Source organism: Alexandriicola marinus, assembly GCF_004000435.1.
In the GTDB taxonomy this organism is placed as follows: Bacteria; Pseudomonadota; Alphaproteobacteria; order Rhodobacterales; family Rhodobacteraceae; genus Alexandriicola; species Alexandriicola marinus.
In genome coordinates, this window is the sequence record NZ_RBVZ01000004.1 from 43,946 (window position 1) to 70,790 (window position 26,845).

Genomic DNA, 26,845 nt, shown 5'->3' on the forward strand with positions numbered 1-26,845 from the left:
ATCCGGTCCTCCTGTCATTGCTTTGCGGTCTCGATCACGACCTTGCCATGGCTGTCGCGGGGTAGGCTCAGATAGGCCCAGGCCTCGCGATAGCCCTCCATCGGATAGACGCGATCGATCCGGGGCGACAACACCCCGTTCGCCAGCGCCTTGGTGACGAAGTCGACCCCCCGCGCACGGGCGGCATCGTCTTCGACATAGTTGAACAGCGAATAGGGTTTGAACGTCGCATTGGCCTGGAACATGTCGACGAAAGGCAGCGTCGGGAACACCCCGTCGAGCGTCCCGTAGAAAAAGATCTGGGCATCGCGCGCCAGCGCCGGCGAATAGCGGTGGATCATCCCCGCGCCCACCGGGTCGAAGACCGCATCGACACCCTGCCCGTTGGTGAGCCTGCGGATCTCGGCCGCGATGTCGGTCTCCTCGCTGGTGACGATCACGTGGCTCGCGCCGCTCTCGATCAGGTAGTCGACGTTGGCGGGATCGCGGGTCGTGCCGATCATGTTGGCGCCCGTCAGCCTGCCGATATTGAGCGCGGCATTGCCCGCCGTTCCCGTCGCTGCCGTCACCAGCATCGACGTGCCGGGGCCCGCCTTCGCCAGTTCCATCACCGGGAAATAGGCCGTCATGAACTGCATCCAGATCGACGCGGCCTCGACCGGTGACAGGCCTTGCGGCGTCGGGGCCAGATATCGGGCATCGACGCAGGCATAGTCGGCGCTCGTCCCGTCATTGTCATAGAAATAGGGCAGCGTTCCGACATGATCGCCGATCTCGATGCCTGTCACCCCCTCGCCCAGCGCGTCGACCACGCCTGCGGCCTCCATCCCGATCCGCGCCGGAAACGACGGAAAGCTGAAGGAATAGCGATCAAGCATCAGGTCCATGTCGCCCCAGTTGAGGGAGAAGGCCTCGATCTTCAGCCGCACCTGCCCCGGGCGGGGTTCGGGGAGCGGCGCCTCGATCAGGTCGAGCCCCTGCCAGCCATTGTATTCGTGAATTACCCATTCGCGCGGCATATCAGGCCTCCACCACGATGCGGCCACCAAAGGCCGGTCTGTCGTCAAAAGTGCCGATGCTGGCGATCTCTTCCTCGGATGGCGCCTCGCATGACCATTTCCGCGAGGGCACCCAGCCACAATCCCGCTTCAGCAGCGCACCGTATTCGGCCCGTTTCAGCGCCGCGATCGACGGATCGATCACCGGCACGCCCAGTTCCTGTTCCATGTGGTGGTGAAAGCCCACCTCCATCGTACAGCCAAGGATCAGGGATTCGGCGTAATCTTCTTCCACGGCCTTGCGCCCGGCCGTCATCAGGCAATGGGCGGTGCGGTCGTGATCCTCCTGAAACTCGGTCACGCCAAGTTCGACGTGATAGAAACCAGCCAGCCTGTCGCGGTGGCCGTGGTCATGGACGGTCGATTGCATCTGGTGGACCCATTTGCGCCGTCCCACGATCACGCCGAACCGGTTCGACAGGCTTGCAGCGATCTCGCATGACGCCACACAGGGCGCGGTGACGATCATCTCGCCCGAGACCTCGCGCGCCTCGAGAAGGCCCGTGTCGTAGAAACATCCGATGGCCAGCGCGTCGAAACCTTCCCGCGCCGCCGCGCGCGCGGCGCGAATGATCCCGGCTGTCACCATGCCCTCGTAGCTGCGAAACTCTATATTGGTGAACAGCCCGATCTCGTCGGGCAGCGAGGTGACATGCACCTCCGTGCCCGGCAGTTTCACATCGCGTGCCATGTCGGCAAACAGATCGTCATGGCCGTCGCGATGGGCGACGGGACTGAGGTACATGATCTTGATCGGGTCGCGCATGTCTCAGACCTCCACGCCGTGAATGTCGCGCGCCCGTTCGGCGCTCAGGATGCCGTCCTTCACGTCACGCTTCACCGCCTCCGGGTCGCGCGCTTTGGGGTCGCCATAGCCGGCCCCGCAGGAGGTGACGACGCGGATCACGTCATCGGTCGTCAGGCCCAGACCCGAGACGAAACTGTAGCGTTCCGTCTCTCCGTTCTTGATCACCTCGACATAATTGCCGGAACCTTCCTCGGCCCCTTCGAGCCCCCATGGCTTGATCCGCGATCTGGTATAGCCCGCCGTCAGAAACCCGTTTTGCGTGCGGATGCGGTATTCAAGGACGAGCCCCCTCCCGCCCGAGAACTGACCCTCGCCGCCCGGTTCGGTATTCAGTGCCATGCGGTCGACGAACAGCCCGTTTCGCGCCTCCGAGATTTCGGCGGGGGTGTTGTAGGTTTCCCCGTGGAAGCCGCTGAAGATGCAGGGGTTTCCGTCGCGCCCCTCCCATGCGCCCCAGCCGCCGATCTGGGGCTCGATGATGGTGTATTGGCGGCCCGTGTCGGGATGGATGCCCCCGATGAACGTGCCACAGATGGAACTGAAATGCCCGGCGGGCAGCCGTTCGGGGATATGCGGCGCGAGGCAGCGCCAGATCAGGTCATAGACGCGCACCTCGGTCTCGAAATAGAACCCAATCGCCGCGGGCTCCTGCGCATGAAAGATCGACCCTTCCCGCGTCAGCACCTTCAGCGGCCGGAACGAGCCGTCATTGGCCGGGCTGTCGGGGTCCGTCAGCGCCTTGAACACCATCTGCGCGCAGACCATCGTGCCGTCGCGGCTGGTGTTGGTGGGGCCCACGTCCTGATCGGGATTGTCGCGCAGGTCGACAAGGAATTCGGTGTCGGTGATCGTGATCTTGACGTTGAAGATCCGGCCGTCGTCCTGCTCCTCGTCGAGCTCGAACGTGCCCTTGGGCAGGTTGGCAAGCTCGGCCAGCGCTGTCTTTTCCCCGAATTCCATGAAGCTTTGCATGGCCCGGATAAAGGTATCGGCCCCGTATTTCGTGGCCAGACCCTCGAGCCGCCGCGCGCCCACCCGGACGCTCGCGATCGCGGCCCAGACGTCGCCCAGAAGGAAATCGGGCATCCGGCTGTTGCAGGTGATGATGTCCATCACGGCCTGATCCGTCTCGCCTTCGCGGATCAGCTTGACCGCCGGCAGGCGCAGACCTTCCTGGAAGATCTCGGTGGCCTCGCCCGAAAGTGAGCCCGGCGCCATGCCGCCCACGTCCGAGTTATGGGCGATATTGGCCGTCCAGGCGATCAGCCGCCCGTCGACGAAGACCGGCATCGCCAGAACAAGGTCGTTGAGGTGGGTGACACCGCCATACCACGGATCGTTGGTGATGAAGACGTCGCCGGGGCGGATATCCTCGTGTTTCGACAGGATGAACTGCACCGACTTGTCGAGCACGCCGATGAAGGCCGGGATACCCGCGCCCGAAGAGGCGATCCGCCCTTCGGCATCGGTGATGCCCGTCCCCATGTCGAGCACCTCGTAAATGATCGACGACATCGCCGTCTTGCGCATTGCGGCGAACATCTCGTCGGCGGCGGCCTGAAGCGAATTCTGGATGATCTCCAGCGTGATGGGATCGTTCTGGCTCATGACCGCTGCTCCCCGATTTCGATATGGATGTTGCGATAGGCGTCGATCGACACGCGGTTGCCCGGGTGGATCACCACCGTCGAGCCCGAATCCTCGATGATCGCGGGCCCGGTGAAGGACATGCCGGGCAGGAGTTTCTCCCCGTCGTAGATGTCCGCCTCGTGCGTTCCCTCGAGCGCGTAGTCGACATCTCGCTGCCCCTTGAGCGCGTCCGACGCCGGCGCGTCGGTCAGCTCTTCGGGCTTCATCGTCAGCTTGCCGACCTCGGCGCGGGCGACAAGATGGATGCCCACCATCTCGACCGGCGCAGAGAGGCGATAGGTGTATTCCCGCTCATAGGCTGCGTGGAAATCCTCGGCGATACGGTCAAGCTTGCCGTCCGTCACCTCGCCTTCGATCAGAACCTCGGTCGTGTGTTCCTGGTTCTGGTAGCGGAACTTGCCATAGCGCAGGAACGTGACACGCCCCGGATCGACGCCTTCCTCGGCAAAGGTGGCCCGCGCCTTGGCCTCGGCCTCGGCAAAGACGCCCTCGATCAGCGCGCCCGCTCCTTCGGTCAGGTCGGCCAGCTGGGTGACGAAGTAATCGCGCCGCAGGTCCGACATCATCATGCCCCAGGCCGAAAAGACCGAGGCCGCGGCAGGCACCACGACCTTCTTGACCTGCAATTCCTGGCCCAGCGCCACACCGTGCATCGCACCCCCGCCGCCAAAGGCCAGAAGCGTGAAATCGCGGGTGTCGTGGCCACGGTTCAGCGACACCAGCTTGAGCGCGTTGACCATGTTGTTGTTGGCGATCCGGATGATCCCGCGGGCGGCCTCGTCGGTCGAGACGCCCAGCTTCTCACCCACCGCCGAAAGGGCCTTTTCGGCGGATGCGATATCGGCCTCCACCTCGCCGCCGCAGAAATAGTCGCGGTTGATCCGGCCAAGCCAGAGGTTGGCATCGGTGGTGGTTGCCTCTGTTCCGCCCTTGCCATAGGCGGCCGGGCCGGGCACGGCGCCCGCGGATTGTGGGCCCACATGCAGCTTGCCGAAATCATCGACCCAGGCGATCGAGCCGCCGCCATTGCCGATTTCCACCAGGTCCACGACGGGCACCATGATCGGGTAGCCCGCCGATTTGCGGCTCCGCTCGATCCAGTAGTCGGTCATGATCCGAACCTCGCCGCCCTCGACCAGCGAACATTTCGCCGTCGTCCCGCCGATATCGAGGGCAAGGATATCGGGCTCCCCGATCAGCTTGCCCAGCTCGGCCGCGCCCCAGAACCCCGAGGCAGGGCCGCTTTCGACCATGGTGATCGGCACGGCCGACGTGGCGGCAAGGCTGTCGACCCCGCAATTCGACTGCATGATATAGGGCGACTTGGTAAAGCCCTGCGCCTTGAGCCCGTCATCCAGCTTGCCTAGGTAGCGGGCGGCGACCGGCTGCACATAGGCGGACAGAACAGCGGTGTTCGAACGTTCGTATTCGCGCCATTCTCGGGTGATCTGATGGCTCGCGACGACCGAGACCTCGGGCCAGAGCCGGGCCACCTCGGCCAGCAGGGCCTCTTCGTGGGCGGTATTGGCATAGGAATGCAGCAGGCTGATCGCGACCGCCTGCACGCCTTCGGCGCGGAACCCGTCAAGGATCGCCGCCACCCCGGACAGGTCGAGAGCTGCGCGCTCTTCGCCCATATAGGTCATGCGACCGGGCACTTCGGCACGCAGGTGGCGCGGCACGAAGGGTTCGGGCTTCTCGTAATGCAGGTTGAAGAAATCGGGCCGGTTGCCGCGGGCGATTTCCAGCGTGTCGCGGAAGCCCTCGGTGGTGATCAGGCCGACCTTGACGCCCTTGCGTTCGGTCAGGGCGTTGATGACGACGGTCGTGCCGTGGGCGAGGAAATCGACCTCGGACGGGTCGATCCCACCCTTTGCCAGCACGTTCAGAACGCCCGTTTCGAAATCCGGTGGCGTGGTGTCCGACTTGGCGGTGATGATGCGCATCGTGCCATCGGCCGCGGTCTCGAAGGCCACGAGATCGGTGAAGGTTCCCCCCACATCGGTTGCGACCCGGCGTGTGATTTCGGCCATGTCAGTCCTCCTTCTTCAGGGATTGCGCCAGCAGGAACACCGCGGCCCCCGGCAGTTTGAGCGTCTCGGCGGCGGCGACGCGTTCAGGCGTGAAATGCCCCGCCACGTTCAGGCAATTGAGCGTGCCCAGAAGCCTGCCGCCCGCAAAGACGGGCAGGTTCAGGCAGCTTTCGCAGCCAAGGCTCCGGATCAGTTCGTGATCGCCAAAGACCTCGGCGATCTCTTCGATGGAATTCGCGACGAATGTCTCGTGCCGGCCTTGCACGGTATCAGACCATTTGCCCGGCGGCATCGGTTTTTCGCCGCTCGCGGGATAGGCGTCGGGCATGTTTGAATAAGTCCGCCTGGCCACGCCGCGCTCCGGGTCGAGTTCCATCAGCGTGAACAGGATGATGCCGATCGTGTCATCGACCAGCGCCTCGAGCGCCGTGTAGGCGGCCTCGGGCTGGTTCTGTCCGGCAATGGCCTGTGCAAGATCTCTCATGTGCCCTCCGCAAGGCTGTTTCTGAGTGAAAGCTCATCGTCGTCCACCACCGGGACCGCCGAAATCAGGCTTCGGGTGTAGGGATCACGCGGGTTGGTGAAGATGGCCTCGGTCGTGCCCGTCTCGACCAGTTGCCCGGATTTGAAGACGGCGACCCGGTCGGCCACGTTGCGCACGACGGCAAGGTCATGGGTAATGAACACATAGGTAAGGCCCCGGCTGACGCGCAGATCATTCAAGAGCCGCAGCACCCGCGCCTGCACCAGAACATCAAGCGCCGATGTGGGTTCGTCCAGCACGACAATACGCGGGTCGCAGGCCAGCGCCCGCGCAATGCCGACGCGCTGCCTCTGCCCGCCCGACAGCGACGACGGCGCGCGCTTGCGCATCGCCGGCGGCAGACCGACGGCATCGAGCGCCTCTTCGACGACGCGCCAGCGCCCGGACCGATCCCCGATCCCGTAGGTATCGAGACCCAGCCGGATCGACGCCCCGATCGTGCGCTTGGGGTTGAGCGACGACAGCGGGTTCTGCTGAACCAGCTGGATCGCGCGGCGATGGTCCGGCAGGCGTCGGGACGGCAGATCGGCCCCGTCAAAACGGAGCCGCCCGGAACTCGGCGCAAGGATGCCGAGAATCATGTTGGCCAGCGTCGTCTTGCCCGAACCGCTTTCGCCCACCACGGCCAGGCATTCGCCCTGCGCCACCGACAGCGACACGTCACGCACCGCATGAACAGGCCCATGATCGGTATGAAACGTCTTCGAGACGTTCTGCACCTCCAGAAGGCTCATGCCGCGTCCTCCTCGTGCCGGATCAGGGGGGCGAGGAAGTCCTCGCTCACCTCGGGCACGTCCGGAAGGCCGCCCCCTGTGATGCGCGGCACCGCGTCCATCAGAGCGCGGGTATAGGCGTGGCGCGGATCGGCAAAGATCGCGGCCGCGGGCCCCTCTTCGACGATACGCCCACGGTAGATGACATAGAGCCTGTCGGCGAATTCGCGCACGACGCCCAGATTGTGCGAAATGAACAGGACAGAGGTGCCGTGATCATCGACCAGTTCGCGCATCAGGTGCAGGGTCTGCGCCTGAACCGAGACATCGAGCGCCGTGCCCGGCTCGTCCGCAAGCAGCAGCTTCGGCCTGTTGGCCAGCGCCATCGCGATCATCACCCGCTGGTTCATCCCGCCCGACAGCTGGAACGGATAGGCCGCCAGCACCCGCGCGGGATCGGGGATCGACACCTCGGCCAGCATCTGCGTCGCGCGCGCATCCGATGCCGCGCGCCCGATGCCCGGATCGCGCCGGCCCAGAACTTCGCGGAACTGCCGCCCGATGGTGAAGGTCGGGTTCAGAGACGAGGTCGGGTCCTGAAAGATCATCGACATCTCGGTGCCGCGCAGCGCGGCGCGCTGACGGGCCGACATGGCCCCGATATCGCGCCCGTCGAATTCGACGGCGCCCCTGATCCGGGCCGTCCGCGTTTCCTGCAAGAGGCCCAGAACGATCCGCGCGGTCACCGACTTGCCGGACCCGCTTTCGCCCACGAGGGCCACCTTCTGGCCCTGTTCGATCCGCAGCGAAATGCCGTGAAGCACTTCGGACAGGCCGCCATAGCCCTTGAACGACAGGTGCAGGTCGCGAATGTCGAGAACCGGGCTCATTCGTCGACCCCCAGTATCTCACGCAGGCCATCACCCAGCAGGTTGAAGCCGAAGACGACCAGTAGGATCGCGAGGCCGGGGAACACGGTCAGCCACCAGCTGTCGGGCAGATAGCGCGCACCTTCAGCCACCATGGAGCCAAGATCCGGCGTCGGCGGCTGAACGCCAAGCCCGAGGAACGACAGCGACGATGCGATGATGATCACGAAGCCCATGTCGAGCGTCATCTTGGTCAGGATCGCGGGCAGGCAATTGGGCAGGATCTCGCGAAACGCGATGTGAAAGCTCGAGGCGCCGATCACCTCGGCGGCCAGCACATAGCCCTCTTCGCGTTCGCTCCGCGCGATGGAATAGACCAGCCGCGCATACCACGGCCACCACATCACCGTGACGGCCAGCATCGCGTTGGTCAGCGTCGGTTCCAGCACGCCCATCATGGCGATGGCCAGAACCAGCGGCGGGATCGACAGGAACACATCGACCAGACGCATCAGGATCGTCTCGACCCAGCCGCCCATATACCCCGCCAGAAGCCCCACGATCGTGCCCACCGGCGGCGCGATGGCAAGAACCACGAGCCCGAGGCCCAGCGAAATCTGGTAAGCATAGAGGATCCGGCTGAAGATATCGCGCCCCACGAGATCCGTGCCCATCCAGTTCTGCGCCGAGGGCGGGCGGTTGTTGTTGAGGAAATCGACCACCGCGCCGTTGTGGGTCGGGTATGGCGCGATCCACGGCGCAAAGACGGCGGCAAAGACGATCAGCACCACGAGGATGAACCCGATCAGCGACAGCGGATTGGCCGCGAGGATGCGGAACGCCCGGATCATGACGCGGCTCTCGTCGAATGGCGGATGCGCGGGTTGAGAAACGCGATCAGCAGATCGACGATGATGTTCACGATCAGGAAGGTCAGCGCGATGATCAGGACGGTGCCCATGATCGCGTTGAGATCCTTTCGCAGGATCACCGCCACGCCGTATCGCGACAGGCCCGGCCATGCAAAGACCGCCTCAACGAGGAAGGCATTGCCCAGCATCGCCGCGAAATCGAGGCCGATGATCGTGAGCGACGGGATGATCGAGGGCTTGAACGCATAGGTCCGCGCGATGCGGCTGGGGAAGAACCCGTAGGCCTGCGCCATCTCGATATAGGGTTTCTCATAAGTCTCGACCATGTTGGCGCGGGTCAGACGCGCGGCCTGCCCGATCCCCGACAGCGACAGCGCAACGGCGGGCAGAACAAGGTGATGCCACGCGTTCCAGAATGCCGGCCAGTTCCCGGCAAGTGCCGTGTCGATCGTCATGAAGCCGGTGACGCGCTCGATCTCGTAGATGTCCTTGATCCGGCCCGCGATCGGGAAGAACGGCAGGTAATAGGCAAAGATCAGCATGAGGATCACGGCCCAGACGAAACTGGGCGCCGAGACCGTCAGCAGCGACAGAACCCGCACGAGGTGATCGGGCCAGCGGCCCCGATACCGCGCGGCCAGAATGCCCAGGGGCAGCCCCACGGCCACCATGATGAGCCCCGCGAGGAACACCAGTTCCAGCGTCGCGGGCAGGAATTGCGCGATATCCGTCGTCACGGGGCGGTTGGTATAAAGCGAGGTGCCCAGATCGCCGCGCGCCAGATCGCGCAGGAAGAACCCGTATTGAACCGGGATCGGCTCATCGAGATGCATCTCCGCCCGGATACGCTCCACCTGCTCGGCCGTCGCGTTGGGGCCCAGCGCAATACGCGCCGGATCGCCCGGAATGATCCGGGCAATCGCGAAGATCAGCATCGAGACGCCGATCAGGACGACAAAGGAAATCCCGAGCCGTCTGAGCAGCAATCGCAGGACGGGTGACATGATCTGGTATCCGGTTGGATCAGGGCGGGCCGGGCGGAGAAACCGCCCGGTCCTGTCTTTCCGATTACTCGGTCATTTCCATCAGCCGGAAGGAAAAGCCCATCCCGTCGAGGCCGAAGGCCATCGCCGGATCGGACAATGCCGGTACGCTGACACGGTCCGAGGCCGCAAAGACCGACTGACGGTCAAAGCCATAGATCGTCGGCGCGATCTCCATCAGCCTGTCGTTCAGCGCCGAATAGGCGGCCTCGCGGGCCTCGTCGGTCGCGGCCTGACGACCTGCGTCAAGGGCGGCATCGACCTCCGGATCGTTGAGGTATTCCGGCGACTGCCATGTGCCCGGAGTGGAGGAGTGATACATCCCGTACAGTAGCGTGTCGGGATCGCCCGTCACCGCGTTGACGAAGATCTGGCTGATGTGGGGCGTGTTCTCGGGGCTGGCGACCCGCTCAGTGAAGAGCGCCCAGGGCAGCGTCTCGATCGAGGAACTGATCCCCAGTTCGGCGAAGTTGGCCTGCATCAGAAGGGCCAGACGCTCTTCCAGCGGAACCTCGGCGATCCAGCTGATCTCGAGGTTGAAATCGCCCGGCGCCGTGCCGCATTCGGCAAGGTAGGCCCGCGCCGCATCCATGTCGCGCGCCAGCGCGTCGGACGGCGGGTTGGAGCCGAACATGCCGACCGGGATCGCCCCGGTGGAGGGGCTGCCGCCCGAGACATCGTCGGTGATCGCCAGCATCTGGATCGCGGTGCCGTAATCGAAGGCGTTGGTGATCGCGAGCCGGCAATTCACATCGTCAAGCGGCGGCTTGGTGGTGTTGAGTTTGACATAGAAGCCGCCCGTCCCGCTTTCGGTCAGGAGCTGCGCGCCGCCATTGGCCAACGCCTGCATTACCTCGGGCGGAAGCCACTGGCTGGAAATGTCGTGCTCGCCCTGCGCGATCAGCGTCCGGACCGTTGCCGCCTCGAGCCCGTAACGCAGCCGCACCTGATCGGGCGCCGCCTCGTTGATCTCGAGGAAATAGCCGTCGTTCTTGGCCATCACGGTTTCTTCCTGCGGGTTGTGCGAGGTCACCGAATAAGCGCCGGTGCCCGCGCCGTTGGCCGACAGGAAGGTTTCGCCCCATTCGTCGTCGGCCGTGGCATTTTCCTGCACCAGCACGCTGTCGACGATCGGCAGACGCACGAGGGAGGCCACGAAGGGAGCATAGGGCGCGTCGAGCGTGAAGCTGACGGTCATGTCATCGACCGCCTCGGCCGTGACCCCGCCAAAGAGATAGGACAGACCCTGCCCCAGCGCCTGCATCCGCTCGATGGAATAGACGACATCGGCGGCGGTCAGGGGGTTTCCGCTCTGGAAGGTGACGCCATCGCGCAGGGTAAAGGTATAGGTCGCGCCATCGACCTCCCAGCTTGTGGCGAGATGGGGGTCGTGGCCCGGACCGCCCTGCGTCGGGATGACGAGCGTGTCATAGACGTTGAACATCAGGATCGAGTCGGCGTAATCCGACGCCTTCGCCGGATCGAGTTCGCCGACGGCGACCTCGTCCAGACGCAAGACAGATTGCGCATAGGCCGGAGCCGTCAGCGCTGTCGCGGCAAGCAGCGCCGCAGCGAGCAGTGTCCTTTTCATTTCTTGGTATCCTCTCCTGCTGAGTTGATATGTGCCCCTTTGTCGGGGTCGTCTTTGTGAATCGGGGCTGGCGCGTCACCGAAGATGTCCATCGTGCCGCACCAAAGAAGCGATGCGGTCCGATCGGTATGGTTCCAGGTGGAATGAACGCGATGGCTGTCGAAATGGAAGCTGTCCCCCTTGCAGAGGATCTCGCGCTTGCCTTCGATCTCGACGGTGATTTCACCGTCAAGAATGTAGAACATCTCTTCTCCGCGGTGGCTGATCGGCTCCGACCGGCGGCCCGGCGGTTCGTGCACGATCACGGAGTGCAGCTGGCTGCCTTCGAACTTGGTCGACAGCCGTTCGTAGACGGGTTTCGCGCCCGGGACGGCATATTGCCGGCGCCCGGCTTCGCGGGTCAGATCCTCGGTGCCGCGAGGTTGTTCGAGGAACTGGCTGACGGAGGTCTGAAGAACTTCGGAAATCGACACAAGCGATCCGAGCGAGGGCGCCGTCAGATCGCGTTCAACCTGAGAGATGAAGCCAACGGACAAGCCGGCCCCGTCCGCTACGGCCTGCATTGTCAGACCAAGTTCCTTCCGGCGCGCCCTGAGGGCCTCACCGAGTGATGGGGCGGTTTCGTCACCGACACGGGCAGCATTTTTTAACATAGGTAAAAATTGATGCCGGGAACTGATTCCGTCAAGCAATTTCTTTAGCAATACTAAAGTCACCCGGCACAAGCCGTCGCCCGACCCGGGCCGATGCTCAAGGATTGGTCAGGTAACCCGCGATTTGGTCTGATAGGCCGGTTCGCGATAGACCCCGCTTGTCAGGATATCCTCGAGGATATCGACCGCCGCCACGACATCGCCCTCATCGAGGTAAAGCGGCGTGAAACCGAACCGCATCAGGTTGGGCGCCCGGAAATCGCCGATCACACCGCGATCGATCAGCGCGCGCATCGCGGCATAGCCATGATCGAAGGCAAACGAGACCTGACTGCCGCGCCGTTCCGGATCACGAGGCGAGGCGAGCGTCAGATCGGGACAGCGCCCTTCAACCTCGGCAATGAAGCGTTCCGACAGCGCGATGGAGGCCGCGCGCAGATCGGCCATGTCGATCCCCTCCCATGCATCGAGCGCCGCGTCGAGGATCGCAAGCTGCACCACCGGCGGCGTGCCCACGCGCAGACGCTCGGTCGACATGGCGGGGCGGTAGGCCGGGTCCATCTCGAAGGGGGCCTCATGGCCCAGCCAGCCGGCCAGCGCAGGCTCCACATCGAGCACGATATCGGGCCGGGCATAGATAAAGGCGGGCGCGCCGGGCCCGCCATTGAGGTATTTGTAGGTGCAGCCCACCGCGAATTCCGCGCCGGAGCCCGCGATATCCACCGGCACCGCGCCCGCCGAATGCGCCAGATCCCAGATCATCACCGCGCCCGCCGCATGGGCAGCGCGGGTGATCGCCGCCATGTCATGGATACGACCAGAGCGGTAATCCACATGGGTCAGCATCACCACCGCCACCTCGTCGGTGATCGCGTCGATCACCTCTTCGGGGGTGGGCAGGCGCAATTCGTGATCCTTGCCGATCGTGCTGATCAGACCCTGTGCCATATACAGATCCGACGGGAAATTTCCGCTGTCGGACAGGATCACCCGCCGGTCGGGCCGCATCTTCAGGGCCGAGGCCAATGCCTGGTAGACCTTGATCGACAGGGTGTCGCCGGTGGCGATCGTGCCCGGCGCCGCTCCGATCAGCGGCGCGATCCGGTCGCCGACCCGCCGCGGCAATTCCATCCAGCCCGCGGAATTCCACGCCCGGATCAGTTCCTGCCCCCATTGCCGCGTGATGACCTCGCCCGCGCGTTCGGCCGCACCCCTTGGCAAGGGGCCAAGGGAATTGCCGTCGAGATAGATGACGCCATCGGGCAGATCGAAGAGGTGCTTGCGCGGCAGATCGGTCATGTGGTCTCCGTTCGTGACAACCGCTCGACCAGCATCAGCATGGTCAGCGCCTGTCCATAAGGTGCTGGGATATCCGGGATATCTCGGTAGAATTGCAGGTCATGGCCCATCGGCGTCCCGTCCGAGACATGAGCCACGATCCCGTCCTCGCCGATGCAATCGACGACGGCGGCGAAGGCGGCATCGGCCATGGCGCGGTCGCCCTCGTCCAGCAGGCCCAGCGCGATCCCCCGCGACACCCCGTAGGAGATGCCCGCCGTGGCCGAGGCCTCGATCGGGGAGGCCGGATCATCAAGCAGCGTGTGAAAGAAGCCGTCCGAATTCTGAAGCCGGCGCAACGCCGCGACCTGAGCGGTGAACACCGCACCAAGGAACCGGCGGGCGGGGCCGCCAAGCTCGGGCAGGATGGAAAACAGCTCGGGGATCGCGATCGTGATCCATGCATTGCCGCGCCCCCAGAAGGCATTGGCAAAGTTGTGACGGCCATTGAACGTCCAGCCGTGATACCACAGCCCGGTCTTCGGGTCGGACAGATATCGCGTGTGGATCAGGAACTGGCTCACCGCCTCGTCGATCCAGTCGGGCCGGTCGAACCGGCGCCCGGCGCGTGCGAGGAAGAGGCAGGTCATGAACAGCGTGTCGTCCCATAACTCGCCGTCGTTCATCCGCTCCTTCACCACATGCTGGAAACCGCCCTCTTCCGTCCGGGCCAGCCCCGTCATCAGCCAATCGGCCCAGTCCTGAACCAGCGCCTCCCAGTCGGGGCGATCGACGTGGTCGATCAGGCCGGCCAGCGCCAGCATCGGCGCCGATGAATTGACCTGCCGGGGCGGCAGGCCACGCCCGATCTGCCAGTCGTACCAATCGGCCAGCGCCTTTATCAGCGCGGCGTTCCCGGTGGCCTCCGCATGGCGGAACAGCCCATAGACACCGACCCCGATCTCCCAATCCCATTCATCGAACTGGAGCGAGAACCCCTCGCCCGCCAGCGGCGCGGTCTCGTCAATGCCGCGCAGCCGGGCAAGGCCCGTGGCCACCTGATCGAGTTGCGCAAGCAGCGTGGCGCGGTCATCGCTCATCGGACAGCTCCCCTATTGGCCCCGTCGCACCGCAACCTGCGGACGCACGTCATCGGTCGGGAAGGGCACGGCCTTGCCATCCCGGAACAAGCCCGCCTCATAGTCAAGCAGGTAGCCCGGTCCCGACGGGCGGTCCAGCCGAAGGCTGAGAGGCGACGACCCGAGCGTGAGCCGCATGGCTTCGGCCTCGGTGGCGAGTGCGTCGAGATCCGTGCCCTCCAGATCGGCCACCTGCACGACCCAGCCCATCTGCGCGCCCCCGACCCGGAACTCGATCCCCTGCCCCGGTCCGCGCTCCACTCCGGCAATCGGCGCGGTCGCCTTGAGAAGGATACCCGCCCGGCCCGAGCGCAGGACCAGCCAGTCCGCGCCCGCCCGCCGCTCATCAAAGACCGAAAGCGGCGCATAGGCATGTGTGAAGGGCAGCCGCGGCGCAGCCCCCAGATCGAACAGCGCAAAGGCCATGGGCGCATCCATCGCCACGCGCGGCATGATCCCGTTGCCGGCCCAATAGGACGGCCGGTTGCTGCCCCAGGGATCGTCCTCGCCCGGATGATTGAGCCAGACCCGGGCAAAGGGCGCGGCCGCGGCCTGCACGTCGATCATGTGCTGCTGATGGCCCGGCTGGCCGGGCGCCCCGTCGACACTGGCCGACAGCTGGACATGGGCGGTCTTGTAAAGGGCCAGCCGCGCGGCCTGACCATGGCCCTGCACGTAACGCGCCTCGATCACCGTCCCGTCCGCCGGATTGGCCAGATCGGCCAGCGCGGCGGGCGGGGCATAGTCGCAGGCGCAGAACATCGGAAGCGCCGCCACGCCCGGATTGAACCAGCCCTGACCGAAGGCCACGGCGGCAAAGGGGGCAAGCTCTGTCAGGGGGCCCGCGCGCAATTCCTTGTCATAGGCGCGGCCCATGCTGCCCGCCGCGACCCCGCCCGAGCTGTGTAACGCGATCATCTCGAACAGCCGGTCAAGCAGCCCTTCGGCCCGGGCCGCGATCTCCGTCCCTGCCCAGCGCAACAGGCCGAACAGGCCAATGAAATCGATCGGGTAATAGGCGGCCGAATTCCATTCGGCGAACCCGTCCCGCTCTGCCGCGTCGAACCAGCGGGACAGGCGCTGTTCGGCCAGCAACACGTGATCCGCCCCGGTCAGGCCGGAGTTCGGGAATACCCGGTCGGGGAACAGCTGCCCCGCCAGAAGCTCGCTCACGTGAAAGCACAGGACGTGGTTTTCCGACCAGAACCACATCACGTCATTGCCCGGCTCGTCCATCCAGTAGCGATAGCCGAGGATCGCCTCTTCGGTCGCGCGCCGCGCCGCATCGGGGAAGGCCTCCGCATGGGCGGCATAGGCCCACAGAAGCGGGACCATCACGAAATCCGAGCAATCCTTGCAGGCGGTGATGTCGCCCAACGTGTCGTCAAGGATCGCCTGTGCGGTCGCATCCCACGGAAGGCCGCGATCGAGCCGGGCCAGAAGCCGCCCCGCCCGCGGCTCTCCGAAGGCGGCCGCGTGGTCCTGCGCCAATCGCTTGCGATCCGCCAGCGCGGGCGGAAGCACCTGCGGCACCATGTCATTGATCGAGGCGAATGCGATCTGGCGCTCCAGTGTCGTGCTGCCGGACCGCAGCACCAGATCCAGAGGATGATAGCCATCAGCCAGACCCGAAAGCGGGCCGAGCGACACCCGGGTCTGTCCCGCCACAAGCCGCCCCTCACGTTCGAGGATCGGTGGCAGGTGGCCCAGATGCACCGAGGGTCTGATCCGGGCAGAAATCGCGACGTCGCGCCTAGGGCCCGTGTCGACCAGCAGGTCCAGACTGTCCGCCCCTTGAAACGCGACCTTCGCCGGACGGATATCGCGTGCGACCTGCATCAGGTCATCCAGAACGTCGGGTGCGGCCTCCCCCGGCACCGACACCCGCAAAGGCGCGTCGCCCTGCCATTCCAGTTCGGCGAAATAGACGGTGTCGCGCTCGGCCATATCCTCGATCAGGACGACCAGCTCCGAACCTTCGGGACGGAGCGGCAGGTCGACCCTGCATTCCGCCGCCGAATTCCGCGTATAGGGTTCGAAACCCGCGACATGCGCCCCGTCGATCCAGATATGAACGCCGCCGCAGGTGCGCAAAACGATCTGCGTGGCCCCGGAACCAGGTGTCAGCCGCGCCCGGCCCCAGCGGGCCAACCGGGTGGGCAGATGCCAGAAACCCGAGAATTCGAGACGCCGGTTGAACCCCGGCAGCGCCACGGCCGCGATCTCGAACGACGCAAGGTCGGGTATGCCGCGGGCCTCGACAAAAGCGCGCACGGCATCGCGGCACGGCAGATCACCCACCGCCGTGTTGCCGTTGACAAAGACGTAATCGACCGTGTCGGGATGGCGCCGCCTGTCCCCCGGAAAACTCTCTTCGATCAGGGGGCCAAGGGCCATGGCCGTGATCGTCTCGCCCGGCCGAACGGTGAATTCGGCTCGGGCAGGCTCAGCCGGCATGCGACAGGCCCGCGATCACCCCGCGCAGTTCCGCCAGCCCCCGCAGTCGCCCGATCATCGGATAGCCCGGATGGGTCCCCGCGCCGATATCGGACAACAATTCATGCCCGTGATCCGGCCGGAACGGGATCTCGGCATCTGCGCGGCCCTCGGCGCGACGCCGGGCCTCTTCGTCCAGCAGGACCTTCACCAGTGCCACCATGTCGGTATCACCTTCCAGATGGGCGGACTCCTGAAAGGACCCGTCCGGCTCCTTGGTGACGTTGCGCAGATGGGCGAAATGGATGCGGTCGGCAAAACGGCGGGCGATGGCGGGTACGTCATTGTCGGGGTTCGCGCCCAGCGAGCCCGAACAGAGCGTCAGCCCGTTGGCAGGGCTGTCGACCGCGCCCAGAAGCTCCGCGATCTGCGTCGCGTTCGACACGATCCGGGGCAGCCCCAGAAGCGGCCTTGGCGGATCATCGGGATGAACACAAAGGCGGACGCCATGTTCCTCGGCCGTGGGCACGACCTCGGACAGGAACCGTTTGAGATTGGCGGTGACATCGGCTTCGGTGATGCCTTTCCATTCCTCAAGGATATCCTGCAACTGCTTGATATCAAAACGGTTATAATACCCCGGCAGCCCGGCCATGATCGAAGAAAGCAGCCGTTCGCGATCCGCCTCCGTGGCCTGTTTCGCCCAGTCGGACGCCTGCGCCAGCACGGCGTCGGGATAATCCGCCTCCGCCCCGTCGCGGCCCAGCATATGCACTTCGAAGGCCGCCATCTCGACGGCCGAGAACCTCAGCGCCGTGCCACCGGTCGGCAAGGCCGCATCAAGCCGGGTTCGCGTCCAGTCGAGGATCGGCATGAAGTTGTAGCAGATCACGCGCACGCCTTCGGCGGCGAGGTTCGCGATGGTCTCCCGGTAGGCGCCATAAAGCGCATCCAGAGGGCCGTCACCCTTCTTGATCGCGTCATGGACCTGCACGCTCTCGACCACGGCCCAATGCAACCCGCCGGGCGCGGCCTCGATCTCGGCGCGCCGCGTGGCGATGGCCTCGCGGGTCCAGACCTCGCCATAGGGCACCTCGTGCAGCGAAGTCACGATCCCCCGTGCGCCTGTCTGGCCAATCTCGGAAATCGAAATCCGGTCCAGCGGACCGAACCAGCGCCAGCTCTCGATCATGTTGCTGCTCCCATGGTCATCGTTCCGCCTCCCTGTGCCGCGACTCCCGCGCTGTCATGGATAGGGTGAGGGCTGCCTGGAATGCAATTCGGGAATTGCTCCGTTGGCTGGCGCCGTCACAGCTCGACGGCCCGGCCGGTCGTTGCCGATTCCTGCGCCGCAAGGCCCATGGCGACGGCGCGGATCCCGTCCTCGACGCCGACCTCGACGCGGCCCTCGCCCCGCACCACCGCGTTGAACCGCTGATGCTGGTAGAAGGTCGATCCGTTGTGATCCCCCGCTGTCAGCAGCGCCGGGTCCACGGGGATCTCGCGCAGGATCGGGCCTTTGGGATGGCGCGGGCTGATCTCGAGTTCGGGGACAGGCGCGGGCCCCGCCGTCTCTGGCCAGAACCGGCCCGGCCCCGGGACGCGCGCCACGATCTTGCCCTCGGGGCCCAGCGCGCAGATTTCCTCCTGAAAGCGGCTGCCTTCGGCGAACATGCACAATTCCAGCATCGCCCGCGCGCCATTGGCGAAATCGGCGATGACATAGCCATGATCCCAGATATCGGGCGTGCGGCCGTCATAGGTTTCGGTCAGATGATTCACCGCCTGCCCGCCCGTGGCCATGATGCGCACCGGTTCTGATCGCAGGATCAGCCGCATCAGATCGAAGAAATGGCAGCATTTCTCGACATAGGTGCCGCCGGAATTGGCGTTGAACCGGTTCCAGTTGCCGATCTTGGGCAGGAAGGGAAACCGGTGTTCGCGCAGGCTCAGCATCCGGACACCGCCCGTGGCGGACGCCGCCTCGTCGATGAGCGCCGCGATCGGCGGCATGTAGCGGTACTCCATGGCGACCCAGATCGGCGCGGGATAATCCGCCGCGATCCGTTCAACACCCGCCCTGTCCGTCGGATCGGTAAAGAGCGGCTTTTCCATCAGGAGCGGCAGGGGCCGCGTCTCGGCGATCTGGGCAAGCTGGGCCACATGCAGGTGATTGGGGCTGACCACGACGAGCGCATCGAGGCCCTCATCGGCCAGCAGTCCGGCCAGCGTGGGCGCGATCGCGGCGCCGCCCGCCAGCTGCGCTGCGGCTTCGGCGAGTTCGGGAACCGGATCATAGACGCAGGTCACGCGGGCACCGGGAACAAGGGCAATGTTGCGGATATGCTCCTGCCCCATCATGCCGCAGCCGATCAGACCATAGTTTACATTTTGCAATATTTCAGCCTCTTCCCATGCGCGACACATAGCGCGCCTTTTCATTATCGAACCACGTGCCGGAATATTCCATCACCTGCCCCGAAGCGTCGCGGCTGCGGCGTTCGACGTAGGGACAGGTCGATCCGGCGGGGGGATCAAAGGCCGGTCTGGTCCAGTCCGGGACCTGCCCCAGCCCCACGCGATCCTCGACGCGCGCGACCACCAGCCCCAGAACATCGCGGTAATAGAGGTAGAGCGATTCCGATATCGCGGCCGCGTCCAGCCGCTCCGCCCGGCGTGCATCCAGCCAGATCTCCTCGAGCGCGACCGGATCCCCCTCCAGAAGGCGCAGCCGCCGGATGCGGTGCCCCGTGGCAAAACCCGCCTCTTCGGGCGGCGCGATCCCGGACGCGAGATCAAGGATTTCGGCCGTGGGCAATCCGCCCCCCTCGCGCCGCTCGAGCCGAAAGAACGCATAGACCGAGGCCACGTCGGCCCGATAGCGCACGTAATTGCCCGACCCCTGTATCCGGTCCAGCAACCCCTTGGACGCCAGATCGGCCAGCGCCTTGCGCAAGGTGCCCACCGAGGCGCCCAGATCGCGCGCCATGTCACGTTCGGGGGGCAGACGGCTTCCGTCGGGCAGCTGACCAGAGGCAATCTCGCGGATCAGACGCTCCGACAGGCGGACATAAAGCGGCAACCGCCCCTGCTCCGGCGTCCTTCCTCCCCTGCGGTCCATCTGCCCTCCCCAGGCCCGATTGATCCATCATTGATTTACACAAGACCCGATGCTAGGCAAGCGGGAAAAGACGGCCCGCTGCGGCCGGCCAAAGGGGGAACAGATGACAATCGTACCGGTCACCAGCGCGGATCTGGATGCCGCCGAGGTATCGTGGTTTTCTGCCTTGTGTTCAGATGATTATGCCTATCTGGGCGTGCCCGACGGCGCGTTGAGATCGTCATTCGAGCATTGCCGCGACATCGCGCTCGAGGCCGAGTCTCAGGGCTTTCGCAACATCCTGGCCCCCTCGTCCTACCAGGTGGGTCAGGACACGCTGAGTTTCGTGGCCGCGATGGCTCCGCTGACCTCGAAGATGAACTTCCTGGCCGCGATCCGCTGCGGCGAGATGCAGCCCATCATGCTGGCCCGGACCGTGGCGACGCTCGACCACATGCTCGAAGGCCGGCTCACGCTGAACGTGATCTCTTCGGATTTTCCGGGCGAGGTGGCCGACAGCGCCTATCGCTATCAACGCTCGCGCGAAGTGGTTGAGATCCTGCGCCAGGCCTGGACGCAGGACGAGATCAACTACGAGGGCGAGATCTACAGCTTCAAGGGCGTGCCGACCGATCCGGCCCGCCCCTATCAGCAGAACGGCGGGCCGCTTCTCTACTTCGGGGGCTATTCACCTGCCGCTCTCGACCTGTGCGGCTTTGCCTGTGACGTCTACCTGATGTGGCCGGAACCCAAGGAACAGCTGGCCCAGCGGATGCGCGACGTCCACGCCCGCGCCGCCGAATATGGCCGGACGCTGGATTACGGCCTGCGCGTCCATGTGATCGTGCGCGACACCGAGGCCGAGGCCCGGGACTATGCCGAACACCTTGTCAGCAAACTCGATGACGAATACGGCCAGCTGATCCGCGACCGGGCACACGATTCCATCTCTCTCGGCGTGGCCCATCAGGCCAAGGCACGCGAACTGGCCGACAAGTTCGGCTATGTCGAACGCCATCTGTGGACGGGCGTCGGCCGGGCAAGATCGGGCTGTGGCGCGGCGATCGTGGGCTCTACCGATCAGGTTCTGTCCGAACTCGAGGCCTACCGAAAGATGGGCATTCGGGCCTTCATCCTGTCGGGCTATCCCCATATAGACGAGGCGCGGCACTTCGGGAGCCGGGTCTTGCCGCAGCTGAAGACCTGCTCCCTTCCGCATGAATACGGGCGCGTCCCCGACACGACGCCCGCCACCCCCTTGGGAACAGGAGACCGCCGCTGATGGATCGCGTCCGCATCGCAGAAACCCTCGATTTCTCGCGCATCGTTTATGGCATGTGGCGTCTTGGCGATGATGCCGACACCTCGCCCGCCCATGTGCAGGCCAAGATCGAGGCCTGCCTCGAACAGGGCATCACGACGATGGATCAGGCCGATATCTATGGCGGATACATGGCCGAAGAGATCATGGGCAATGCCCTGCGCGCCGCGCCTCAGCTGAAGGACAAGATCGAGATCGTCACCAAGTGCGATATCGTCGTCAATGCCGGGCGCCATGCGGGGGCTGCGGTCAAGCATTACAACACCAGCCGCGCCCATATCGAGGCGTCCGTCGATGCCTCGCTGCGGCTGATGGGCGTGGACAAGATCGATCTGCTTCTGATCCACCGCCCCGATCCGCTGATGGATCCGGACGAGACCGGCCCGGCGCTCGATGATCTGGTGGCCGCGGGCAAGGTCCGCGCCGTCGGCGTGTCGAATTTCCGGCCGTGGGACTGGAAGCTGCTGCAAAGCCGGATGACGACTCCGCTTGCCACGAACCAGATCGAACTGAGCCTTCTGGCGCATGAGAGCTTCGTGAACGGCGACGTGGCCTTTCTCCACGAGGCGCGCAAACCGATCATGGCATGGTCCCCGCTGGCCGGTGGCAGCCTTCTGGCGGGCGCCGCCCCCCGCGTGACCGAAAAACTGCGCGAGATTGCGGGCGTCGACGGTGTCGACCCGTCGTCCGTCGCGGTGGCCTGGCTGCTGGCGCATCCGGCGGGCATCCTGCCCGTGATGGGCACCAACAACCTCGGCCGGATCGCGGCCCTGTCGGAGGCCTTGAAGGTCGAGATGGGACGGGAACGGTGGTTTTCCCTTTATGAGGCGGCTCTCGGCCACGAGGTCGCCTGATGGATGCCACCGCCGCCGGCGCCGAGACGGTGTTTTCGCCCGACACCGACAGCTTGGCCTTTCGCCGGGCGCTGGGGTCGTTCGCGACCGGTGTCACGATCGTGACGGCCCCGGGCCCCGATGGCCCCGTCGGCATCACGGCAAACAGCTTTGCCAGCGTCTCCCTCGATCCGCCGCTTGTGCTGTGGTCACCCGCCAAGGCCTCGCGCCGGTTCGATTATTTCGCCACAGCGCCACATTTTGCGATCCATGTTCTGGGCGCGGGCGATCACGCGATCTGCGAAGGATTTTCCCGCGCGCATTCGGCCTTCGACGCGCTCGACTGGAGCGAGAATGCCCATGGCGTTCCGCTGATCCACGGGGTGGCGGCCCGGTTCGAATGCACGCTCGAGGCCAGTCACGACGCGGGCGATCACCTGATCATCGTGGGCCGCGTCACCCGCGTGGCGCATGATCCGCAGGCGCCTCTGGTGTTTCATGCAGGCCAGTTCGGCGGGTTCGCGCCCCGGGGTTAGGGATCAGCCCCTGTCGTTCTCCTCCCATGTGGCGATTGCATAGGGCCCGCCCAGCGCGTCGATCAGGGGGGCAAGCTCGGGCGCGAACCGGCGCCATTTGCCAAGCCCGTCGCGGTTGATCCCGCGCCGCACCTGCGTAACCGACGCCGTCCGCACGATCCGTGTTCCCTGTTCCGGTGATAGGCAATCGGCCGACCATCTCAGGCCCGCATGATCCAGCATCTGGCGTATCTGACACTCCGGTTCCTCGACCAGCGCGCGGTAGGATTGCAGGCGAAAAGCGGGGCCAAGCTTCTGGGCATAATCCTGAGCCGATGCCGCCACGCACCCCGTCAGATGGGCGATATGATCGAGCCGCCGGGAAAAGGCATTGGCCCGCTGGAAATTGGTCACGAAATTCGACAGGCCCTGATCCAGCGGATGGCGCGACAGGTGAATGATGCGCGCGTCCGGCAGGATATGGGTCGCAAACCCGACCTCGAGCGCATTCAGCGGCAGCTTGTCGATGATCACCTCGGGCGGGTCACCGGGAAATCGCTGCAACGCATGATCGAAATAGATCGCCCGGAACCGGGCGCGATCCGCAGCGCTCAGCCCATCCTGCCAATCCCAGGCAGAACGTGCGTCAGCGGCCAGTCGCGCCGCCCGGCAGGCGGCTAGCGCGCGCGGCAGGGCCTGGCTTTCGCCGATGCTTGCCGTGTCGGGATGGCGTTCGAGGATCGAATCGACCAGCGTCGTGCCCGATCTCGGCATGCCCACGACAAAGATGACCCTCAGCCCAACGGTCCGGGCGCCCAGATCCGGCGGCGGGACAAAGCGCGCCACCTGAGCCGCCACATGGCGATCGATCGCGCCGGGATCATAGCCCCCGGGCAAGAGCGCATTGGCTCGGGTAAAATGGCGAAAGGCCGCCTGGAAATTGCAGGCCCTTTCCTCGATCCGCCCCAGCGTATTCGCGGCGGTGGCCTTTTCCTCGGGCGTTAGCCGGGACGAACGCGTGATGCGACGCAAAATCTCGGTCCGGCGATCATTGCGGCCGATCGGAGAGGCCCTGTCGAGTGCGGCGATCAGCTGGGCCGATTTCGGGGTCTGCCGCAACCCCCGCTCAAATGCTAACCGGGCGTCATCGACCTGCCCCAGCGACAGATACATGGAGCCCAACCTGCCATGAAACGCGGCGCGGTCGGGCGACGCCCGAAGCGCGATCTGCATCAGGTCGATCGCGATCTGCGCCTCGTCCAGCCCCCAATGACACAGCGCCAGATCGCCAAGGTAATCCGGGTCCGCCGAGAAGAGATCGCGAAGCCCCATCAGGATGGAAAGTGCGTCGCGGAACCGCTCTGCATCGATCCGGGCCACGACCCGGTCACGTATGGCGGGATAGCCCTGATTGCGAAGGTCGGGCGTGGTCCGGGCAAGGGGCGTTCTGCTCATATCCATGCCGGAGCATTGCAGCAGAAATCCTGATGCCCGGTTAATGGTGCTCAGCCCGGATCAGAGCGCGATCTCACCAAGGGGCATCCGGCGCTGACCCGCCCGGATGCCACCGGGCGGGCGTATATCCTGCGGATCGAGGGCGCCCCACCTCAGACGAAGCGGTTGACGTAGTTTTCCAGCCGCTCCTGCCGACCCGACCGCGGCTCGGGGGTGATCGGCCCGGAGCGGACAGCCGTCTCCAGATCCTCGAGCGTGGCGCTTGTCAGATAGGCCTTGGCCGCATCGGTCTCCCATCCGGCATAGCGCTCGGCGCGGGCCTCCTCGAGGCCACCATCCTCGAGCATCGCAGCCGCCGCCTTGAGCCCTGCGGCACAGACATCCATCCCGCCCACATGGGCGAGGATCAGGTCTTCGGGATCGAGCGACTGACGCCGCAGCTTGGCATCGAAGTTCGTCCCGCCCGTGGTGAAGCCCCCGGACTTGAGCACCTCGTAATAGGCCAGCGCCGCCTCGAGCGTGGAATTGGGGAACTGGTCCGTATCCCAGCCCGACTGGTAATCGTTGCGGTTCATGTCGATGGAGCCGAGGATGCCGAGGCTCGCCGCCATCGCCAGCTCGTGCTCGAAGGAATGACCGGCAAGGATCGCGTGGCCCTGCTCGATGTTCATCTTCACCTCGCCCTCGAGCCCGAATTCCTTGAGGAAGCCGTAAACGGTGGCAACGTCGTAATCGTATTGATGCTTGGCGGGCTCCTGCGGCTTGGGCTCGACAAGGATCGCGCCCTCAAAGCCGATCTTGTGCTTGTAATCGACCACCATCTGAAGCATCCGGCCCGCCTGCTGACGTTCGCGTTTCAGATCGGTGTTCAGCAGCGTCTCATAGCCTTCGCGCCCGCCCCACAGGACGTAGTTCTGGCCGCCCAGCGCCTTGGTCGCATCCATGCAGGTCTTGATCGTGGCGCCCGAGAAGGCGAACACATCCGGGTCCGGGTTCGTGGCCGCACCGGCCATGAACCGGCGATGCGAGAACAGGTTCGCTGTGCCCCAAAGCAGCTTGACCCCGGTTTGCTCCATCTTGCCCGCGAAGTAATCCGTCATTTCCTTCAGGCGGTCGGTGTTCTCGGCGAAGTCGCGGCCCTCGGGGCGCACGTCGGCGTCGTGGAAACAGAAGAACGGCACGCCGAGGATCTCGAACATCTCGAAGGCGACGTCGGCCTTGAGCTTGGCCAGTTCCATTGTCTCGCCGAACCAGGGCCGCTCGAAGGTCTGGCCGCCGAACGGGTCACCGCCCGGCCATGCGAAGGAATGCCAATAGGCCACGGAAAACCGCAGGTGATCTTCCATCCGCTTGCCCATGACGACCTCGTCGGGGTTGTAATGGCGGAAGGCATAGTCAGAGCGGCTGTCCCCGCCCTCGTAGGCGATCTTGGGAATGCCCTTGAAAAAGTCGGTCATCGGTCTGGTCTCCTCAGGTCAGATTGCGCAGCGCGGCAAAGCTGGCGCGGTATCGGGAATGGGCCTCTGCAAAGGCATCGGTAAGCGTCCGGTCCGGTTCGATCACCTCTTCGATCCTGGGCGGTGTGGCGATTTCGGCCCCGGCGCCGGTCGCGGCCATCAGGCCAAGCCGGGCCGCCCCGAAGGCGCCGCCGAAATCGCCCGCGACGGGCCGCTCGACGGGCATGTCGAGCGATGTGGCAATGGCCTTGAGCCAGTAATCCGACCGCGACCCGCCGCCCACGGCGATCAGCCGTTCGATCTGGGTCCCGGTTCCGGTGAGCGCGTCGAAACTGTCGCGGAAGGCATGGGTGACCCCTTCGAGAACGGTGCGCGTCAGCGCCGCCCTGTCGGAGCCGTGGTCGAGATGGAGGAACGCCCCCCGGATCTGCGCATCGTTATGTGGCGTGCGCTCGCCGCCCAGATAGGGCAGGAACAGCGTCCGCTCCGGTGCCTGCAGAGCTCCCAGATCGCCCGTCAGCACCGCCGCATCCTCGCCCGTCAGCGCGGCATACCAGTTGAGCGCGTCGGTGGCCGCAAGGATCACCCCCATCTGGTGCCACGTCCCCGGCAGCGCATGACAGAAGGTGTGCACCGCGCTTGCCGGATCGGGCTGATATGCCGCGCTGGCGGCAAAAAGCACGCCGGAGGTTCCCAGTGACACGAAGGCCTCGCCCGGTTTGACGACACCGACGCCCACGGCGCTTGCCGCGTTGTCACCGCCACCGCCCGCGACGACGACACCCGCCGGAAGACCCCAGTCCCGCGCCAGATCGTCGCGCAGAGTGGCCGACACCTCGGAGCCTTCGACAAGCCGGGGCATGGCATCACGGCTGAGCCCTGTCGCCGCCAGAAGATCGTCGGACCAGTCACGGCGGCCCACGTCGAGCCAGCTCGTCCCGGCGGCATCCGACATCTCGGCCACAGCCTCGCCCGTCAGGAATAGGCGTAGATAATCCTTGGGCAGAAGAACCTTCGCCACGCGGGCGAAAAGCGCGGGCTCGTTGTTTTTCATCCAGACGAGCTTGGGCGCGGTAAAGCCCGGAAAGACGATATTCCCGGTCAGCGCGCGAAACCGCGGATCGGCATCGAGTTCAGCCGCCTCGCGATAGGCGCGGGTGTCATTCCACAGGATACAGGGCCGCAGAACCTCGCCCTCGGCATCCAGCGCGGTCGCCCCGTGCATCTGGCCCGACAGGCCGATGCCCCGAACGGCAGACAGATCGACGCGGGCACCCAGTTCGGCCATAACGCTGCGGGTCGCGGCGATCCAGTGGGCGGGATCCTGTTCGGACCAGCCGTCATGGGGCCGGCTGACGGTCAGGGAGGCGGTCGCCTCGGCCAGCACGTTCTGGGCCTCGTCGATCACGACGGCCTTGAGCCCGGATGTGCCCAGATCCAATCCGATGAACATGGCGCTGTCCTCCCTCTTTGCTCC

At 65.2% G+C, this 26,845-nt stretch carries 23 protein-coding genes; 3 read left to right on the forward strand and 20 right to left on the reverse strand.

All coding sequences use genetic code 11. From position 1 onward, the window contains the following. Positions 1-14: 14 nt before the first annotated feature. From EP376_RS14335 to EP376_RS14415, 17 genes are all read right to left on the reverse strand, one after another. Complete coding sequence (locus EP376_RS14335; protein WP_127656303.1) at positions 15-1,019, reverse strand: zinc-binding dehydrogenase; 1,005 nt, start codon at positions 1,017-1,019, stop codon at positions 15-17. A gap of 1 nt (position 1,020) precedes the next feature. Beyond that, positions 1,021-1,824, reverse strand: coding sequence for an aspartate/glutamate racemase family protein (locus EP376_RS14340; RefSeq protein ID WP_127656304.1), 804 nt, complete (start codon positions 1,822-1,824; stop codon positions 1,021-1,023). A 3-nt stretch (positions 1,825-1,827) separates the two neighbouring features. Continuing rightward, a complete protein-coding gene (locus tag EP376_RS14345) occupies positions 1,828-3,474 on the reverse strand; it encodes a hydantoinase B/oxoprolinase family protein (RefSeq protein WP_127656305.1) in 1,647 nt (548 codons plus the stop codon). Continuing rightward, positions 3,471-5,549 carry a hydantoinase/oxoprolinase family protein gene (locus EP376_RS14350; protein WP_127656306.1) on the reverse strand — a complete coding sequence of 693 codons (2,079 nt, stop codon included), beginning with the start codon at positions 5,547-5,549 and terminating at the stop codon, positions 3,471-3,473. The genes EP376_RS14345 and EP376_RS14350 overlap by 4 nt, the downstream gene beginning before the upstream one ends. Position 5,550: 1 nt before the next feature. Next, positions 5,551-6,033, reverse strand: coding sequence for a GAF domain-containing protein (locus EP376_RS14355; protein ID WP_127656307.1), 483 nt, complete (start codon positions 6,031-6,033; stop codon positions 5,551-5,553). Continuing rightward, on the reverse strand, positions 6,030-6,827 hold the full coding sequence (locus tag EP376_RS14360; RefSeq protein ID WP_127656308.1) for an ABC transporter ATP-binding protein: 798 nt from the start codon (positions 6,825-6,827) through the stop codon (positions 6,030-6,032). The genes EP376_RS14355 and EP376_RS14360 overlap by 4 nt, the downstream gene beginning before the upstream one ends. Continuing rightward, complete coding sequence (locus EP376_RS14365; RefSeq protein WP_127656309.1) at positions 6,824-7,696, reverse strand: ABC transporter ATP-binding protein; 873 nt, start codon at positions 7,694-7,696, stop codon at positions 6,824-6,826. Before EP376_RS14365 ends, EP376_RS14360 begins: the two co-directional genes overlap by 4 nt. After that, entirely contained in the window at positions 7,693-8,526 is an 834-nt protein-coding gene (locus tag EP376_RS14370) for an ABC transporter permease (protein ID WP_127656310.1), read from the reverse strand. The genes EP376_RS14365 and EP376_RS14370 overlap by 4 nt, the downstream gene beginning before the upstream one ends. Further along, positions 8,523-9,551 carry an ABC transporter permease gene (locus EP376_RS14375; protein WP_127656311.1) on the reverse strand — a complete coding sequence of 343 codons (1,029 nt, stop codon included), beginning with the start codon at positions 9,549-9,551 and terminating at the stop codon, positions 8,523-8,525. The genes EP376_RS14370 and EP376_RS14375 overlap by 4 nt, the downstream gene beginning before the upstream one ends. A 64-nt stretch (positions 9,552-9,615) precedes the next feature. After that, entirely contained in the window at positions 9,616-11,181 is a 1,566-nt protein-coding gene (locus tag EP376_RS14380) for an ABC transporter substrate-binding protein (RefSeq protein ID WP_127656312.1), read from the reverse strand. Beyond that, on the reverse strand, positions 11,178-11,834 hold the full coding sequence (locus EP376_RS14385) for a helix-turn-helix domain-containing protein (protein WP_127656459.1): 657 nt from the start codon (positions 11,832-11,834) through the stop codon (positions 11,178-11,180). Before EP376_RS14385 ends, EP376_RS14380 begins: the two co-directional genes overlap by 4 nt. A gap of 108 nt (positions 11,835-11,942) precedes the next feature. Beyond that, positions 11,943-13,133, reverse strand: a complete 1,191-nt coding sequence (kynU, locus tag EP376_RS14390) for a kynureninase (RefSeq protein WP_127656313.1) — start codon at positions 13,131-13,133, stop codon at positions 11,943-11,945. After that, the gene (gene bglB, locus EP376_RS14395) at positions 13,130-14,212 is read right to left on the reverse strand and encodes a beta-galactosidase BglB (protein ID WP_127656314.1); all 1,083 of its coding nucleotides are present in this window, start codon (positions 14,210-14,212) and stop codon (positions 13,130-13,132) included. Before bglB ends, kynU begins: the two co-directional genes overlap by 4 nt. Positions 14,213-14,224: 12 nt before the next feature. Then, positions 14,225-16,708 (reverse strand): hypothetical protein, encoded by a 2,484-nt coding sequence (locus EP376_RS14400; protein WP_240652467.1) that lies wholly within the window; start codon positions 16,706-16,708, stop codon positions 14,225-14,227. Then, positions 16,698-17,879: a mannonate dehydratase gene (gene uxuA / locus EP376_RS14405; RefSeq protein WP_127656315.1), complete on the reverse strand. Its 1,182-nt coding sequence runs from the start codon at positions 17,877-17,879 to the stop codon at positions 16,698-16,700. Before uxuA ends, EP376_RS14400 begins: the two co-directional genes overlap by 11 nt. Before the next feature lie 116 nt (positions 17,880-17,995). Next, positions 17,996-19,087, reverse strand: coding sequence for a Gfo/Idh/MocA family protein (locus EP376_RS14410; protein ID WP_240652470.1), 1,092 nt, complete (start codon positions 19,085-19,087; stop codon positions 17,996-17,998). A 1-nt stretch (position 19,088) separates the two neighbouring features. Further along, positions 19,089-19,808, reverse strand: coding sequence for a GntR family transcriptional regulator (locus EP376_RS14415; RefSeq protein WP_127656316.1), 720 nt, complete (start codon positions 19,806-19,808; stop codon positions 19,089-19,091). A 103-nt stretch (positions 19,809-19,911) separates the two neighbouring features. Between EP376_RS14415 and EP376_RS14420 the strand changes: the two genes are divergently transcribed. The 3 genes from EP376_RS14420 to EP376_RS14430 are packed head-to-tail and all read left to right on the forward strand — an operon-like array spanning position 19,912 to position 22,477. Then, positions 19,912-21,069, forward strand: a complete 1,158-nt coding sequence (locus tag EP376_RS14420; protein ID WP_127656317.1) for an LLM class flavin-dependent oxidoreductase — start codon at positions 19,912-19,914, stop codon at positions 21,067-21,069. Continuing rightward, a complete protein-coding gene (locus EP376_RS14425; protein ID WP_127656318.1) occupies positions 21,069-21,962 on the forward strand; it encodes an aldo/keto reductase in 894 nt (297 codons plus the stop codon). Before EP376_RS14420 ends, EP376_RS14425 begins: the two co-directional genes overlap by 1 nt. Further along, positions 21,962-22,477: a flavin reductase family protein gene (locus EP376_RS14430; protein WP_127656319.1), complete on the forward strand. Its 516-nt coding sequence runs from the start codon at positions 21,962-21,964 to the stop codon at positions 22,475-22,477. The genes EP376_RS14425 and EP376_RS14430 overlap by 1 nt, the downstream gene beginning before the upstream one ends. A gap of 3 nt (positions 22,478-22,480) precedes the next feature. Here EP376_RS14430 and EP376_RS14435 read toward each other — a convergent pair whose 3' ends face one another. From EP376_RS14435 to xylB, 3 genes are all read right to left on the reverse strand, one after another. Further along, positions 22,481-23,911 (reverse strand): sulfotransferase, encoded by a 1,431-nt coding sequence (locus EP376_RS14435; RefSeq protein WP_164744941.1) that lies wholly within the window; start codon positions 23,909-23,911, stop codon positions 22,481-22,483. A 152-nt stretch (positions 23,912-24,063) separates the two neighbouring features. Next, on the reverse strand, positions 24,064-25,368 hold the full coding sequence (gene xylA, locus EP376_RS14440) for a xylose isomerase (protein ID WP_127656321.1): 1,305 nt from the start codon (positions 25,366-25,368) through the stop codon (positions 24,064-24,066). Positions 25,369-25,381: 13 nt separating this feature from the next. Then, positions 25,382-26,821 carry a xylulokinase gene (gene xylB, locus EP376_RS14445; protein WP_127656322.1) on the reverse strand — a complete coding sequence of 480 codons (1,440 nt, stop codon included), beginning with the start codon at positions 26,819-26,821 and terminating at the stop codon, positions 25,382-25,384. Positions 26,822-26,845 lie beyond the last annotated feature (24 nt).

What these genes read in the sequence shown, in the direction of transcription:
- EP376_RS14335 (WP_127656303.1), bottom strand. Translation starts at nt 1,019, where the DNA reads ATGCCGCGCGAATGGGTAATTCACGAATACAATGGCTGGCAGGGGCTC.
- EP376_RS14340 (WP_127656304.1), bottom strand. Translation starts at nt 1,824, where the DNA reads ATGCGCGACCCGATCAAGATCATGTACCTCAGTCCCGTCGCCCATCGC.
- EP376_RS14345 (WP_127656305.1), bottom strand. Translation starts at nt 3,474, where the DNA reads ATGAGCCAGAACGATCCCATCACGCTGGAGATCATCCAGAATTCGCTT.
- EP376_RS14350 (WP_127656306.1), bottom strand. Translation starts at nt 5,549, where the DNA reads ATGGCCGAAATCACACGCCGGGTCGCAACCGATGTGGGGGGAACCTTC.
- EP376_RS14355 (WP_127656307.1), bottom strand. Translation starts at nt 6,033, where the DNA reads ATGAGAGATCTTGCACAGGCCATTGCCGGACAGAACCAGCCCGAGGCC.
- EP376_RS14360 (WP_127656308.1), bottom strand. Translation starts at nt 6,827, where the DNA reads ATGAGCCTTCTGGAGGTGCAGAACGTCTCGAAGACGTTTCATACCGAT.
- EP376_RS14365 (WP_127656309.1), bottom strand. Translation starts at nt 7,696, where the DNA reads ATGAGCCCGGTTCTCGACATTCGCGACCTGCACCTGTCGTTCAAGGGC.
- EP376_RS14370 (WP_127656310.1), bottom strand. Translation starts at nt 8,526, where the DNA reads ATGATCCGGGCGTTCCGCATCCTCGCGGCCAATCCGCTGTCGCTGATC.
- EP376_RS14375 (WP_127656311.1), bottom strand. Translation starts at nt 9,551, where the DNA reads ATGTCACCCGTCCTGCGATTGCTGCTCAGACGGCTCGGGATTTCCTTT.
- EP376_RS14380 (WP_127656312.1), bottom strand. Translation starts at nt 11,181, where the DNA reads ATGAAAAGGACACTGCTCGCTGCGGCGCTGCTTGCCGCGACAGCGCTG.
- EP376_RS14385 (WP_127656459.1), bottom strand. Translation starts at nt 11,834, where the DNA reads ATGTTAAAAAATGCTGCCCGTGTCGGTGACGAAACCGCCCCATCACTC.
- kynU (WP_127656313.1), bottom strand. Translation starts at nt 13,133, where the DNA reads ATGACCGATCTGCCGCGCAAGCACCTCTTCGATCTGCCCGATGGCGTC.
- bglB (WP_127656314.1), bottom strand. Translation starts at nt 14,212, where the DNA reads ATGAGCGATGACCGCGCCACGCTGCTTGCGCAACTCGATCAGGTGGCC.
- EP376_RS14400 (WP_240652467.1), bottom strand. Translation starts at nt 16,708, where the DNA reads ATGCCGGCTGAGCCTGCCCGAGCCGAATTCACCGTTCGGCCGGGCGAG.
- uxuA (WP_127656315.1), bottom strand. Translation starts at nt 17,879, where the DNA reads ATGATCGAGAGCTGGCGCTGGTTCGGTCCGCTGGACCGGATTTCGATT.
- EP376_RS14415 (WP_127656316.1), bottom strand. Translation starts at nt 19,808, where the DNA reads ATGGACCGCAGGGGAGGAAGGACGCCGGAGCAGGGGCGGTTGCCGCTT.
- EP376_RS14420 (WP_127656317.1), top strand. Translation starts at nt 19,912, where the DNA reads ATGACAATCGTACCGGTCACCAGCGCGGATCTGGATGCCGCCGAGGTA.
- EP376_RS14425 (WP_127656318.1), top strand. Translation starts at nt 21,069, where the DNA reads ATGGATCGCGTCCGCATCGCAGAAACCCTCGATTTCTCGCGCATCGTT.
- EP376_RS14430 (WP_127656319.1), top strand. Translation starts at nt 21,962, where the DNA reads ATGGATGCCACCGCCGCCGGCGCCGAGACGGTGTTTTCGCCCGACACC.
- EP376_RS14435 (WP_164744941.1), bottom strand. Translation starts at nt 23,911, where the DNA reads ATGAGCAGAACGCCCCTTGCCCGGACCACGCCCGACCTTCGCAATCAG.
- xylA (WP_127656321.1), bottom strand. Translation starts at nt 25,368, where the DNA reads ATGACCGACTTTTTCAAGGGCATTCCCAAGATCGCCTACGAGGGCGGG.
- xylB (WP_127656322.1), bottom strand. Translation starts at nt 26,821, where the DNA reads ATGTTCATCGGATTGGATCTGGGCACATCCGGGCTCAAGGCCGTCGTG.